The sequence below is a fragment of the Curtobacterium sp. VKM Ac-2861 genome, assembly GCF_013204965.1.
GTDB lineage: Bacteria > Actinomycetota > Actinomycetes > Actinomycetales > Microbacteriaceae > Curtobacterium.
The window spans coordinates 824407-839187 of sequence record NZ_JABMLA010000001.1; the positions used below are offsets into that span (position 1 = coordinate 824407).

The following is a 14781-nucleotide window of genomic DNA, read 5'->3' on the forward strand; positions in this document are numbered from 1 at the left end:
GCGACGTCCGTGGGAGTCGGGCTGCTGCAGGGGCGGTGGCGGCGCCTGCTCGACGGGGGTCGGAGCGACCGGCCGGCGGCTCGCTCCGGCGGTCACCGTGCGTCCGCACTCACCGCAGAAGATCGCCCCCTCCGGGAGCATCGATCCACAGTGTTCGCATCTGATCACGGTCTGCCTCTGTCCTCACTCGGCCGTCCACGACGCTCGTCAGGCCTCCGGCCATCGTAGTCACCGCGTCTCGCCGAGCCCTGACCGGTGGTGGCGCGCGGCCGTCCGGGTCCGCGCAGGGACCGGAGCGACACGGCGGTGCGGAACCGCTCACGGCGTGTCCGACCGGCGCGCAGGGTCCCCACCGCATCGTCCGTCGCCGACCACATCCGGTCGGCGGCGGCCTGGTCGACATCGCTCGGTCCGAACACCGCCCGGTCGGCGAGGGCGGCCAGTCCGGTCCCACCCTCACCCGGAGCACCGGTCACGGTCTCGCGTCGTGTGGCAGATCCGGCCACGTCGTGCCCACGGTCGAGGAGCGCATCGCGGTACTCGTCCCAGGCCCCGACGATGCGACCGCGCGGCGTCGGAGCACGACGGCGCCGTCGGCGGCGGACCCGCTTCAGCAGGACGATCACCCCGAACGGCAGGAGCACGAGGGCGATCAGCCCCAGTGCGCCGAGCACCCACGGCAGCGCTGCGAGCAGGATCTGCAACCACAGCGGCTGCACGGGCGGCGTGTTCCGATCGCTCTGCGGCGGCGCCTGCTGGTCCTGGTCCTGCTGGTCGACGGGAGGCGGCGGCACGACGGTCTCGGGACGGGTCACCGGCTGCGGCGTCTGCTGCTGCTCGTTCGGGATCTCGCGGACACTCGGGTTGGGGTTGAGCATCACCCACCCCCACTGCGCGGTGTCGACCTCGATGCGCGCGGTGACGTCCGAGCCGCGGAACGTCGTGGCGCCCCCGCTCGCCGACGCTCCGCCGGACCCCGAGTCGCCGCCTGCGGTGAAGCCCATGACCACCCGCGCCGGGAACCCGAGCTCGTCGGCCATCAGCGCTGCTGCGGCGGCGTACTGCTCCTGGTCGCCGATCATCAGCGGCGACGTCAGGAGCTCCTGGATGCGGTCGGCGCCGTGCCCCGAACGGCTCATCCGGTCGTCACCGACGCCGTGGCTGACGTACCCGTTGCGCTTGAGCGCCTGGATCACCGCGACGAGCTTCGCACCAGAAGTCGCATCGGCGTCGGTCGTCGCCTCGACCGTCTCGCGGACGGCGTCCGGCACGTCGCGCGCCGTCGGGACCGCGGCACTGCCCGGGCGGGCGGCCGCGAGTTGCTCGTCCGTCGGCTGATCGGGGACCACGGCGGTCAGGTCGTAGGAAGTGCCTTCGCGGACACCGCCGACCACGGCGCCCGTCTGCGTCGAGCCGTTGTAGAAGAAGGACCCACGCTCGTCGTCGGCGTCGGTCCCGGTGAAGTCGACGCGCTCCAGGTCCCCCACCGTCGGCAGCCAGACCCCGCTGTAGCCGTCGACGGTCACCCCCACGCGCACCCTGGTGCCGTCCACGCCACGGACGTCGACCGACGTCGGCACCCGCTCGAAGGTGCCCGACGACGAGGAGCCGTCCGACCCGCCGACGCGGTAGACCACGCCGTCGTAGGTGTCGAGCGTCGCGATGCGCACGAACCCGTTCTCCGGCAGTCCGGTGACCCGGAGCTGTGCGGTGTCCGCCGCGCTCTGTTCCTCGTACGCCCGGAAGCCGCTCAGCGGGCTGACGTAGTCGCGCGGGTCGAACGGCTTGACGACGTCCGTGCGGGCGACGGTGCGCTCGTTGGACGGCGGCGCGACCAGCCCGAGACCCGTGGCGACGACGGCTGCCGCGACGATCGTCCCCGTGCCGACGAGCGCGGGGCGCACGACGGACCGAGCGATCGGCACCGGCGACCCGATCGTGGTCGCCACGGCGACCGCGCGACGTGCGTGCCGCACCGTCAGCGCCCACACGAGCGCGACGGCGACGAGCACGACGGCCGTCACGATCGACGTGTCCAGCCGGCTCGGTCCGACGACCACCCCGATCGCGAACAGCACCAGTGCCGGGATGCTCGCGAGTTCCTGCCTGGAGGCACGGGTCGCCACGCTCACGGCCGTCACCGTGGCGACGAGGAGCGTCACGAAGTACGGCACGAGGAGCGCCTCGTACGAGCCGACCGGCAAACTGATGGTCACCAGCTGCTTCCACCCCAGCGCGACGCCGGCGAACAGCGCGAGCAGGCCCGGGCCCGTCGGCAGGACCCCGTTGGCCTGACCGGGCACGGCGGCGGGTACACCGGCGAGCGTGAACGCCGCCACCGTCGCGATCGCCACCACGACCAGCGGCAGCCGCAGGACCGCGCCGACGAGGGCGACGAGGGTGCCGAACGCGATCGCGGTCACCGCCGCGACGATCATCGAGTCGTCGCGGTAGACCGGCCACCACGACACACTCGCGATCGCGAGCAGGAGCCACACGACGAGGGTCCCGCCGGCCAGACGGAACGGCACGAGCCGCCGGGCATCGCGTCGATCGGAACGCCGGGTCGACCGACGGGCACGCTCCACGGGCGGCGTCGGCGTGGCCACCGGAGGGGCGCTCACGCGGCGGCCGATCGGTGCAGGGCGTGCCGGAGGTCGTCCAGGTAGCCGATGGTCATCACGGTCAGGCCCGCGACCCGCAGGAACCGTGGCTGCGCTTCGGGCTCGCAGATCACCGCGACGACCTCGACCCCGACGGGGAAGCGCGTCGCCGCGAGCCGGAGCGCCGGCAGTCCGATCGTCGAACCGACGACCAGGAACGCCACCGAGATGCCCTCGGTGTCGCTGCCGACGATCCGGGAGACCTCGGCGATGGGCAGGCAGGCATCGGCGAGTCCGACCGAGGCGAAGTCGTCGAGCAGTCGCGTCGGGGTGGCCGTCGGCAGGGTCCGCACCGCGTAGACGGCACGCTTCGCGAACTCCGGGGTGCGTTCCGACACCACGACCGAGACCTCTCGGCCGTCGCGGATCGCACGGGCACCGAGCGAGGCCGCAGCGCTCACCGCGAGCTCGAACTCCTCGTCGTCCCCGAACTCCGACCGGGCGATGCCGAGCGCCACGACCAGGTGCGAGCGGCGCGTGTCCTCGAACTGGCGCACCATCAGCGCGCCCGACTTCGCCGTCGACTTCCAGTGGATTGTGCGGGGGTCGTCACCCGGCATGTACTCGCGGATGGCGTGGAACGCGATGTCGGCCGGCGACAGGTCGGTGGTCGCCTGCCCCTCGAGGTCGCGCACCAGCCCGGTGCTCGTCGACGGTATCGCGATCGTGCGCGGGTGCACGATGACCTGTTCGCGTGCGGTCCAGACGACCTCGCGGCGGACGAGACCGACGGGGTCGGCGCGGACACCGGTGACCGGCCCCACGTCGAGCACGCCGCGGCGCACGGTCGGCACAGGCACCAGCTGCTCGAACGTGCCGTGCGCGCCGATCGCCGGGATCGCGACGTCGACGAGACCCGGGCCGACCGGCACCTCGACCGTCGTCGGCACCGAGGGCAGACGTGTCGGGTTCTCCGCCGTGACCACCACACCGGCCTCGTCGCCGACCGCCACACGGTGCTGCGGCAGGCGCATCCGGATCACCAGCCGCGTGCGGCCGATGAGCGCGATCGCGGCGACGACGACGAGCACCGCTCCCGCGAACCCGACGACGACGATCTCGCGCAGGCCGAACCGGTAGCCGGCCACGAACGCGACGAGCGTGAGGGCCGCGACCGTCCACCCGAGCCCGGTGACGACGGACGAGACCTCGCCCCAGGAACGCTTGACGAGCCTCCAGGCCGTTGCCCAGACCCGGACGATCCCGACGACCGCATCCGCTGCGACGCCTTCGCGGTCACCGACGATCCGTGAGCGGACGTTGGTCAGGCCGGCGACCGTCCCCGTGCGCTCGTACGCCGTCGACCCGCGACGCGACCGCGTCGAGGACGGACGGCGTGAGCGCGTGGAGACGGGCCGGCGGTCCGTCACGTCGTGACTCGGTCGGCCGGCGGCGGCGTCTCCACCAGCAGCTGTGCGATGACGCTCGGCGCGCTGACACCGTCGAACTCCGCCTCGGCGTCGAGCACCAGGCGGTGCGCGAGCACCGGGACGGCGAGGGCCTTGACGTCGTCCGGCGTGACGTAGTGGCGGCCGCTCAGCGCCGCGAGCACGCGTGCCGAACGGATGAGGCCCATCGCGCCGCGGACGCTGACGCCCAGGCGGACCTCGCTGGCCGAACGTGTCGCGTCGACCAACCGTGCGACGTAGTCGGCGATCACGGCGTCGACGTGCACCGTGCGGGCCAGCGCGGCCATCTCGGTGATCGTCGCCGCGGGCACGACGCTCGCGAGCGGAACCGATGCCGACGGAGCCGACGAGGTCTCGAGGATCTTCACGGTGGCGGCGTGGTCGGGGTAGCCGATCGAGGTCTTCATGAGGAACCGGTCGAGCTGCGCCTCGGGCAGACGGTACGTGCCGGCCTGCTCGATGGGGTTCTGCGTCGCGATGACCATGAACGGAGCCGCCAGACGGTGGTTCACGCCGTCAACCGTGATCGCCGACTCCTCCATCGCCTCGAGCAGGGCCGACTGCGTCTTCGGGCTCGCACGGTTGATCTCGTCGGCGAGCACGATGTTCGCGAAGACCGGGCCGCGGTGGAAGTCGAACTCCTGCGTGCGCTGGTCGTAGACACTGATGCCGGTGATGTCGCCGGGCAGCAGGTCGGGGGTGAACTGGATGCGGTTCGTCGTCCCCTGCACGCTCTGCGCCATCGCCCGCGCCAGGCTGGTCTTGCCCGTGCCGGGGACGTCCTCGAGGAGCAGGTGGCCCTCGCTGAGCATCGCCGTCACCGCGAGGCGGATCACGAACGTCTTCCCGAGGAGCACCTGCTCGACGTTGGTCACGATGCGGCCTGCGACGTCGGCGAACCAGGTGGCCTGCTCCGGGGTCATGCTCATGCGGGGTCGTTCCTCGTTCTCGGGGATGGCGGTAGGTGCAGCGTACGGTCAGCGGGCGGCGGAACCGGGTCAGCCGGGCGCGGGTTCCGGATCGGGCTCGCCCGGATCGGACGGCTCCGGCTCGGGGTCCGGCACCGGCGCTGCTGCGATCCGTGCGCTCGGCGGGTTCGGGTCCTCGTGCCCGTCGACGATGGCCGCGACGACCACGTAGTTCGCGAGGAGCGAGTCCTCGACCGTCGGCAAGGCGTTCGGCGCGTAGACCTGACCGCCGCCGCAGGGCCGGTCGACCAGGCAGAACGACACGCGGTAGCCCGAGGGCTGGTACCCGCTGTTGCTCGGCGCCGCGTTCACGGTGATCTGGGTGCCGGCGGTCATCGAGTCCGGGAGCGTCGCACGTGTCTGGACCGGTCGGAGCCCGTCCACCGTGCTGCCGCTGCCGCAGAAGTTCGACGTCCCGTCGGCACACGCCACCACGGTCACGCTGACCGCAGAGCCGAAGGCCACACCGCTCACCCACGAACCGTTGGCGCCGAACGACACGAGGCCGCCGCCGTTCACCGAGTACGCGAAGTGGTCGATCGATCCGTTCGGGCTCGCCTGGGCGCGCGGGTTGCGGATCCGGATCGCGTAGGTGCCGTCGTCATCGCTGAACTTCTCCACGGCGACGTCGGCGGACGCGGTACCCGGTGCCGCGTAGCCCTGAACGGACGCCGCACGGCTCGGCGTGCAGAACAGGCCGTTGTCGGCCAGTGCGACGTACTGGAAGTTCCCGTTCGAGCTCAACGTGTCCGTCGCGCTGCTGCCGTCCCACTTCTTGTCCGAGCCCGTGGTCGTGCAACCGCCGGGGATGTCGACGCCCGGCGGGTAGCGGACGATCGTGAGCGTCCGACCGCTGCCGGCCCAGTCGCTCTCCGTCGCGCTCAGCGAGACCGTCGTCTTCCCCGGGGACTGGTCACGCGTCGCGTTCAGCGTCGGGGCCGCGGGCGTCCCGACGGCCGTGCCCGTGGCCGATGCCGAGTTCCACTGCACGACCGTGCCGTTGCGGTCCGCGTCGTTCCGGGCCGAGATCGTCACCTTGTACTGCGCGGCGCTCTGGGCTCCGGTGAACGAGGTGCTCGTCGCCGTGCCGGTGTGCCGGGTACCGGACAGCCCCGGTCCCTCGATGGTGACGATGTAGTCGTCGACCGCGCTGCCACGGTTCGGAGCGGGAACGGCCTTCCACGCGACGTCGAGCTGGTTCGGCGTCGACCCGTTCGGTGTGACGGTGATGCCCTTCGGCGGCGCCGGCACGTAGTCGGCGCTGATCGGGGCCGAGCTGCCCGACGGCTTCGAGTCGCCGATCGCGTTGGTGGCGATGACCTGGAAGCGGTACGACGCCTTCGGGTCGAGGCCGGTCAGGGTGCAGACCGTGGCGGTGCCGCAGTCCTTCGCGACGCCGTTCGTGCCGGTGACGCGGTACCCGGTGATCGGCGAGTTGTTGCCCTGCGGGGTCGACCAGGTCAGCGTGGCCTGGCCACCGTCGTAGGACCCGGTCCGGGTGGGCGTGCCGGGGGCGTCGGGGACGTCCTGCACCGAGATCGTCACGTCGCCCCACACGTAGCGGTCCGGGTCGTTCGTGGCGTCGGCGACCTGGTACTGCAGGTGGGCGTCCACCGGTTTGGCGCTGTCGGAGACGCGGACCTGCAGACGGGTGCGGTCGCCGCTCGGGGTCACGGAGACGCCGCTCGGCAGCCCGCCGGACAGACCACGGATGTTCACGACGCGCAGCCGCTGTCCGGGGAACGGGTTCGTCGGCTGGTCGTTCGTCAGGACGTCGATGGTGGTCGTCGCACCGCGCTTGGTGATCGACCGGTCGGCGCCGGGTTGCACGAGCGGACGCGTCGAGGCCACGACCCCGACGGTCACGGTGCCGGCACGTCCGGCGTTCGCGTCGTCCTGCACCCCGATGCCGATCGACGCCGTGGTGTTCTTCTTCGCGGTGTCGGCGACCGTGATGGTCAGCTGCTGCTTGGAGATCGTGGCGGTGGTGCCGGCCGCTGGACGGCCGACGACGGAGTAGCGCAGCTCCGGCAGGTCCTTCGGGTACGGGTAGTCGGTGAGCTTCGTCAGGTCGACGGTGCGCGTCTCACCAGGCTGCATCTCGACCGCCGAGCCGGTGAACGCCGGCGGCTGGTTCGACCGCGGCGTCACGGTGACCGGGAGCACGAGCGTCGCGACCCGCCCCTTCCCGCCGTTGGCCGCGGAACCGTCCGTGACCTCGAACGAGATCGACGCGTTGCCGTAGTACAGCTTCGACGAGGTGAACTGCAGCGTCGACGAGTCCACGACCAGGCTCTGGCCGTTCGCGTGCGTCGCCTTCACCGTGCCGCGGTCCGTGATCGTCGCCGTCTGGCCGTTCGCGGTCACGACGTAGTCCTCGAGCGGGATCCGGACCGTCGCCTCGCTCTTCACGGTGACGGCACCGGCCGAGCGGTTGATCTGCGGCAGGGCGTCGTCGAACCCGGGGACGTTGATGAAGCCGTAGGACACGATGTCGGGGTGGTCGACCCGTGCGACCGAGAACGGGATGACCTGGGACTCGTCGGTGAGCCGGACCGTGATCCGTCCGTCGTCGGTGAGCCGTGCGGTGTCGCCGTAGCCGTCGACGATCCCGACCTGCAGGTCGGCAGCGGTGCCCTCGGCGAAGAAGACGTTCTCGAGCACGTCGACGGTCACGCTCTCGCGCCGCAGGATGTCCTGCAGGTCCAGGGTGGTGTCGTCGACCTCGGGGCGGAGGGGTTGCGCGTCCGGGTCGACCGTGACGGTGAGGAACGCGGTGCTCGATCCCCCGCTGGCGTTCGCCACCGTGTAGAGCACGGCGTAGTCGCCCGACTTCGCGGTCTTCGGGGGTGTGACCCGGATCTGCTGCTTCCGCAGGATCTTCGCCGACACGTCGTCCGCGGTGGGCTCGGCCGCCGCCACGGTGAGCTGGCCGCCCTCGGGGTCGGAGTCGTTCTGCAGCACCCGCACGGTCACCGACCCGCCGGGGCGGATGGTCACGTGGTCGGCCTCGGCGACGGGGTTCGACGCCTGTTCGGCACGGGGGGCGATGCCCACGCGGACGGTACCGGTGGCACGCGCGCCGAGGGCGTCGACCACCGTGTAGGTGAACTCGTCGGTGCCGGCCGAGTAGTCGCCGGCCTCGTAGGTCAGCGCGTCGGACGCGACGTCGGTGACGGAGCCCTTGTCGGGGTTCGACCCGACGCCGACGAGCTGCACCGAGTCGCCGTCCGGGTCGATCCCGTTCAGCGGCACCGAGATCCGCACCGACGAACCCGCCACGACCCGGGCCGTCACGGTCTGCGGGACCGGCGGGTTGTTCGTCGCGGCGTCCCGTTCGCGCACCGAGATCGAGACGGCGGCGTCGGCGTACTGGCCGTCCGGACCGGCGACCCGGTAGACGGCGGTGTAGTTGCCGGGGGTCTTCGGCGCGAGGTAGCGCAGGTGGTCGCCCGAGGCGAACAGCAGACCGCCGTCGCCGGGCACGTTCTGCACGAGCTCGGGCTCGAGGGTCAGGGGCTCGCCCTCGGGCTGGGTGTCGTTGTCGAGCACGTCGATGTTCGCGACGTCGCCGACCCGGACGGTCGCGCTGTCGGGCTGGGCGACGGGCGGCTGGATCCGGTCGGGCTTGGGGATCTCGACGACGGTGATCGTGCCGGTGGACGACGCCAGGCCGTTCGTCTCGGTGTACCAGAACGACACCGGCCCGTCGAGCGGTGCGGTCAGCGTGACGCGAACGGTGTGCTGGTCGAGGATGCTCGCCTGGACTCCGCTGCCCCGCACCGGTCCGTCGAGGGCGGTGACGAGCAACACCCCGCCCGCCGGGTCGATGTCGGTCGCGGTGACGTCGGTGTCCTTGCTCGACAGCGTGTTGACGAAGACCGTCTTCGGGGTCGTGATGGGCGCGGTCGAGGCGTCCGGCGGCGCGAGGATCGTGACCCGGACGATGCCGCTCGACGTCTTCACACCGTCGGTCACGGTGTACTCGAGCTGGTGGTCGCCGGCGCTCGCCCCCTGCACCCGGAACGTGCCCGCGTCGTAGCTCGGGGTGACCGTCAGCCCCGCCGACGACGACACACTCGTGAGGGTCACGGTGCCGTTGCCGCCGCGGACGTGGTCGAGCGGCTCCACCGTGAAGGCCTTGCCGGCGTAGCCCTGCACCGGGAACGGGTCGGCACGCAGCGGCACACTCCCCTGCTTCGCCACGCGCACGGTCACCGAGCCACGGCCGTCGGCGCGTCCGTCGCTCACGACGAGCTGCACGGCACGGTCACCCGTCCGGCCGCTGTCCGCCCGGAAGTCGAGCAGGCCGTCCGGGGTGGTCGACACCCGGTCGCCGTCCGAGGCGGTCGCGGACTTCAGGTACACCGGGTCGCCGTCGGGGTCGACCCAGTCGCCGAGCACGCTGCTGACGACGTGTCCGTTCTGCACCACGTCCGCCGAGGTGTCGCGCACCTGTCGCGGGGCCTCGTTCTGCGACTCCGGCCGCACCGTGACGCGGACGGTCGCGGTGTCCGACCCGCCGTTGCCGTCGGTGATCGTGTACGGGAAGGTCACGGTGCCGGTTGCGCGCGACGACAGCGTGACCTGCAGCCGTTGGCCGTCGGCGACGATGGCGACGCGGCCGGCGGACTCCGAGATGGACCCGACCTCGCTCACGATGATCGGGTCACCGTTCGGGTCGTAGTCGTTGAGCAGGACCGGGAGGCTCGTGGTGCGTCCCGGACGAGCGCCCAGGTCGTCGTCCACCGCCACCGGCGGCTTCTGGTCCTTGTCGACCTCGGGGTCGTCGTCGGAGACCTGCTCCTGCTGCTGCTCGTCGTCCTGCTTGATGAGGTCGGCCCAGTTGTCGATGAGCTGGCCGCTGCGGTCGATCGCCCAGGAACGACCGCTCGACGGGTCGTTGGCGACGACGGTCTGCCCGTTGTGCAGGATCTGCATCGTGCTGGTCCCGCCGGTGCTCGCGAGCCGCTGGAGGGCGTTGCCGTCGCAGGTGTCGATCGCCTGGCCACCGGCCCACGCCGCGTAGGTGCAGGCTCCGTCGACGTAGGGGCGCGCCGCGCGTCCGGACACCTGGAGCGCGGTGGCGTCGACGGACCCCGAGGCGCTGACCCGGACGAGTCCGGCGGTGCCCGCGACGGTGACGTCGGACGAGGTGTCCGACGATCGCTGGAGCGCGGGTGACGCGCCGACCCGGTCGCCGAGCTCCACGGTGCGGCCGTCGATCGACAGGGCGCCGCTGGTGCGGTCGAGCACGGCCAGGTGGCCGTCGAAGGTCGCGACCTGGAAGTCGTCGGTGCGGTCCATGTCGACCTTCCACCGCTGGTCGACGGACAATGTCGACCCGACGTCGACGAGCGATGCCGTGCCGGTCTTCGCCGAGTACACCGCGACGTGTCCGTCCGAGGCGTCGAAGACGGTGTCCGCCCCGAGCGTCAGGTCGGCCTTGGTCGAGGCATCGAACTCGGCGAGGTCGGCCGCGGGCGTCGCCCACAGCTCGCCGGTGTCCTGGTTGCCGATCACCGCGGTGTCCCCCGCGAAGAAGACCTGGGGTGTCCCCGCGGGCAGGGTCACGGCGTCGCCGACGGTGGCGTCGGCGACGTCGACCTTGGCCACGGTCCCCTTGGTCTGGTCGACGCTGTAGACCATGGACCCGCGCTGCAGCACGGCCAGGTCGTCGCTCGCGGTCTCGACGGCGGTGTTCAGCTGGAGGACCCCGGTGTTGGCCCGGCCGACCGCTCCGTACTCGGCGGAGGGCACCCAGACGGTGCCGTCCCCGAGGTCGACTCGTTGCGTGTGGTACCCGGTCGAGACGATCGCGGTCGTCGCGACGACCGCGGCGACCAGGACGGAGACCCCGGTGGTGACGGCTGCGGATCGGTGCTTCGCGACGAGCGCGCGGATCACCCGGTGCTCCCGACGGTCGCGCACTTCTGCGCGCTCGCTGCACCGGTCTTGCCGTCGCGGTTGACGGCGACCGCGATGCACTCCTCGTCGCCGCGCTGCCCGGAGACGACGAACGTGGTGCCGGTCTGCTGGCTGGAGGCGCCGTTCGACGAGATGACGTAGGTGTCGCCGCTCTTGAGACCCGGGTCCGCCCACGAGAACGACACCGACTGCGCCGACGGCTGTGCGCGGACGTCGGCCACCACGGGGATCGCCCCGGCGCCGAGCCGCCCGACGACGACCACGGTCGCGATGGCGAGGGCGGCGACCACGACGACGGCGAGGGACGTCGCCCAGACGAGTGTCGACCGGGTGCGTCGACGCGCACGTGTGACGGATCCGGTGCGGTGGACAGTACCGACGCTCTGCGAACCGCCGGCGACGACGCCGCCCTGGACCGCGCGACGGGTGCGGCGCCGGGCGCCGACTCGCGACGGCGGCTGGAGCTCGCGGATCATGGTCCGGTCGCCCTCCGGGCTCGGGGTCGCTATCGCCCACGCCTCGACCGCGACGTCGGCCGCGGTCTGCGATATCCCGAGCTCGGCCTCGACCTGCTGGAACCCGCGCACGAGTTCGAGCACGGTCGTCGGGCGCGACGGCACCTTGCGGGACAGCGCGGTGGCGAGCAGGCGCTCGAGCGACGGTGGGACGTCGGTCCGACCGGTGGGCTTGACGCCCCCCTTGTCGATCCGGCTCATCAGGTCGCTCGCACCGTTCTTGCCGCCCCGGACCTCGAACGGGCTGCGGCCGGCGAGCAGGGAGTACACGGTGGCGGCGAGCGAGTACACCTCGGACTGGATCGTGCCCCGGGACTCGTCGATCAGGACCTCGGGCGCCGACCACGGGATCGACATGCCGATGGGCTCGTCCGGGTCGGTCCCGCCGATGGTGGCCGCGATGCCGAAGTCGGACAACACGGGGTTGCCGTACGCCGTGAGCAGGATGTTCGACGGCTTGATGTCCCGGTGGAGCACGCCTTCGCGGTGCGCGGTCTCGAGGGCGGACCCGATCCGGACACCGATCGAGAGCACCTCGGACACCGGGATCGGCTCCCGCCGGTACCGCTCGCTGAGCGATGAGGAGCACAGCTCCATCACGAGGTACGGACGTCCGTCGGCCGCGACGCTCGCCTGGAACACCGTGAGGATCGACGGGTGGGTGCTGAGCCGGGCCATCAGGTTGGCCTCGGCCTGGAACATCTGCCGGACGCGGTCGTCGACGACCTCGTCGAGCAGCACCTTCACCGCGACCTGACGACGCGGCATGTCCTGCTCGTAGAGGAAGACGTCGGCGAAGCCACCGGAGCCGAGGACGTGCACGGGGCTGAAGCCGCCGATCACGGGCGGGTTGGACGGCAGGCGACGCGCCATCGACATCTCCTCCCCGGCCGAGCGGCCAACTCTCTCGTCGTGGCACAGTCATTGTACGAAGCGCCGGTGACCGTCGATCCGCACACCGACCACCTGTGGACGGGCGCACTCCCCCAGTTCGGGGGGGTCCTGTGCCGACGGTCAGTGCCGCGGCAGGGTGTCCTCGAGGTCGCCGTCGTCCGGGGCGGCGTCGACCTGGAGCACCACGACGGTGACGTTGTCGCGGCCCCCGGCGACGACCGCGTCGCCGACGAGGCGTTCGGCGAGTCCCTGCGCACCGGCTTCCCGCGCCGCGATGCGCGCGATGCCGGCGTCGCCGAGCTCCTTCGTCAGGCCGTCGGAGCAGACGATGTACCGGTCGCCCGCGCGGAGCGGCAGGGTCCACCAGTCGGGCGCCGGCGGTTCGCCGAACCCGACCGCGCGGGTGATGACGTTGCTGTCCGGGTGCTGTTCGGCGTCCTCGGCCCGCAGCAGCCCGGCGTCGACCATCTCCTGCACCACGGAGTGGTCCACGGTGACGCGGCGCAGCACGCCGTCCTCGATCCGGTAGGTCCGGGAGTCGCCGACGTTGAAGACGAGGGCCGCCGGCTGCCCGAGTGACGCGACCAGGGCGATGCCGGTGACGGTCGTGCCCGCTCCGATCGCGTTGCCGCCGGCTGCGCGCTCGATGTCGGCCGTGGCGAGCAGCAGCGCCCGCTGGATGCCCTGCCGCGTGGTGAAGGGCTCCTGCGTCACCTGCTCGAGTCGACGGACGACGGCGTCGCTCGCTCGGTCGCCCGCGAGGTGTCCGCCCATGCCGTCGGCGACGACGAAGAACGGCGCCCCGACGATGTAGCTGTCCTCGTTGTGGTCACGGCGACGACCGACGTCGGTCGCGGCTCCCCACGAGAGCGTCAGGGTGGCGCCGTCGGCACCGGGGACGTCGATGGCGTGCGCAGTCGCTGCTCGGCCGAGTTCGGTCACGTTTCAGGATCGCTCTCTGGGGGTTCGGGGCGTGCCGTGTGCTGTCTGGTCGGTGGGCCACGGGGGAACCGGTGGGAACCCGTCCGCCGTCGGTGCGACCCGGAGGTACGGCGAGAGGACCTCGATGGCGTTGCCGTCACCGACCTCGACTACCGTACCCGTCAGCGCGACGATCGACGCACCCGATGCCATGCGGTACACCGGCGCGCCGGCCGGTCGGACGACGGTTCCGTTCGTGGACCGCAGGTCCTGCACCACGACGGCTTCGCCCTCGGCGTGGATGCGGACGTGCGAGGACGACACCTGCCCGTTGGCGGACCGCACCGTCACGAGCTCCGGTTCGGGGCCACTGGTGATCCGCGGCAGCGACGGACGCCGTCCGATGACGACCGGGTGGTCCAGTCGGAAGGTGCGGTCGCCGATGCGGATCGACGGCACGCGCGCCGCGGGCGCGGCAGGGACGGACGGGAGGCCCGTGGCGGCTCCGGCGGGCACGCTCGGTCCGGCGGCGCTCCGGACACGGGCGCGGACGACCGTGTCCTCCGGGTCGGCTCCGTCGTCGGCAGGGTCGTCGGCTCCGTCGTCGGCCCGGTCACCGACCGGTTCGGACGGCTCCGTGCGCGGCCGGATGACGGTGTCACCGAGCACGTCGTCGAAGCGATCGCCGCCCCCGGCACCGCGGGGTCGCCGGATGACGGTGTCCTCGATGTCGTCGTCGCGCAACCGGAGCCCTTCGGATGTGGTGTCCTCCACCGTAGACGATCCGGTCGACCCGTCGCACCGCACCGACGGCCGCCCGCGCCGGTCACGATCGGTGCCGGTCACGACGGGGTCCGGCCCACCTCGGCGCGCTGCCGGCCAGGACCGACCGCAGGACCAGCCCGGCGAGTGGGTCGTCGGCACGGGTCTCGAGGGCGTAGCGCGCCCGTGTCTCGGCGCGGGCCGACGACCCGAGCGCCCACGCACACCAGGCCCCGAGTGCGAGCGCACCGGCGGCTCCGGCCGTACTGTCCGCCTGACCACCCTCGGCGCGCCAGACCCGCCAGGCCTCGGCACACCGGTCGCCGGCCGTACGCAGACGAGCACGGTCCGGTTCCGGCCCGAGGCCGTGCAACGCCGGCGGCGTCGGGTCGTCGAACGGGTCGAACCCCCGGATGGCCCGCGGATCCGGCTGGTCCCGGGCGGCCAGGAACGGCATGAGCGCCATGCGGGTCGACAGCGCACCGCAGGCGGTGACGATCGCGATCGCGCCGACGCGGGAGCCAGCGCCGACGCCGGACGTGACCAGCGCTGCGGCCGCTGCCGGGAGGGTGACCGCCGCCGCGATCTCGCGAGGGAACCGGACTGCGGTGTGGTCGGGGGTGTGTGCCGTCAAGGGGATCATGCACGCCATCGAAGCGTGATCCGGGCCTCCAGTCAGGCACGAACCGACCACCTGTGGACAGCAGCGCCCCGGCCCGAC

The 14781-nt window shown here is 72.2% G+C and carries 8 protein-coding genes; all 8 read right to left on the minus strand.

The genetic code is table 11. From position 1 onward, the window contains the following. Positions 1 to 164: 164 nt before the first annotated feature. A complete protein-coding gene (locus HQQ88_RS03755) occupies positions 165 to 2531 on the minus strand; it encodes a transglutaminaseTgpA domain-containing protein (RefSeq protein WP_173168647.1) in 2367 nt (788 codons plus the stop codon). An 89-nt stretch (positions 2532 to 2620) separates the two neighbouring features. Continuing rightward, on the minus strand, positions 2621 to 4033 hold the full coding sequence (locus HQQ88_RS03760) for a DUF58 domain-containing protein (RefSeq protein ID WP_173168648.1): 1413 nt from the start codon (positions 4031 to 4033) through the stop codon (positions 2621 to 2623). Then, on the minus strand, positions 4030 to 5001 hold the full coding sequence (locus HQQ88_RS03765) for a MoxR family ATPase (RefSeq protein WP_123294288.1): 972 nt from the start codon (positions 4999 to 5001) through the stop codon (positions 4030 to 4032). The genes HQQ88_RS03760 and HQQ88_RS03765 overlap by 4 nt, the downstream gene beginning before the upstream one ends. A 69-nt stretch (positions 5002 to 5070) precedes the next feature. Next, positions 5071 to 10947: an Ig-like domain-containing protein gene (locus HQQ88_RS03770; protein ID WP_173168649.1), complete on the minus strand. Its 5877-nt coding sequence runs from the start codon at positions 10945 to 10947 to the stop codon at positions 5071 to 5073. After that, entirely contained in the window at positions 10944 to 12356 is a 1413-nt protein-coding gene (locus tag HQQ88_RS03775; protein ID WP_173168650.1) for a serine/threonine-protein kinase, read from the minus strand. Before HQQ88_RS03775 ends, HQQ88_RS03770 begins: the two co-directional genes overlap by 4 nt. Before the next feature lie 141 nt (positions 12357 to 12497). Beyond that, the gene (locus tag HQQ88_RS03780) at positions 12498 to 13319 is read right to left on the minus strand and encodes a PP2C family serine/threonine-protein phosphatase (RefSeq protein ID WP_123294286.1); all 822 of its coding nucleotides are present in this window, start codon (positions 13317 to 13319) and stop codon (positions 12498 to 12500) included. Positions 13320 to 13322: 3 nt separating this feature from the next. Beyond that, the gene (locus tag HQQ88_RS19355; RefSeq protein ID WP_367916972.1) at positions 13323 to 14072 is read right to left on the minus strand and encodes an FHA domain-containing protein; all 750 of its coding nucleotides are present in this window, start codon (positions 14070 to 14072) and stop codon (positions 13323 to 13325) included. Positions 14073 to 14124: 52 nt separating this feature from the next. Further along, positions 14125 to 14703, minus strand: coding sequence for a hypothetical protein (locus tag HQQ88_RS19360; protein WP_254066827.1), 579 nt, complete (start codon positions 14701 to 14703; stop codon positions 14125 to 14127). Positions 14704 to 14781 lie beyond the last annotated feature (78 nt).

Bases quoted from the DNA above. Each gene is read 5' to 3' on its own strand.
- HQQ88_RS19360 (WP_254066827.1), bottom strand. From the start codon at position 14,703: ATGATCCCCTTGACGGCACACACCCCCGACCACACCGCAGTCCGGTTC.
- HQQ88_RS03765 (WP_123294288.1), bottom strand. From the start codon at position 5,001: ATGAGCATGACCCCGGAGCAGGCCACCTGGTTCGCCGACGTCGCAGGC.
- HQQ88_RS03775 (WP_173168650.1), bottom strand. From the start codon at position 12,356: ATGGCGCGTCGCCTGCCGTCCAACCCGCCCGTGATCGGCGGCTTCAGC.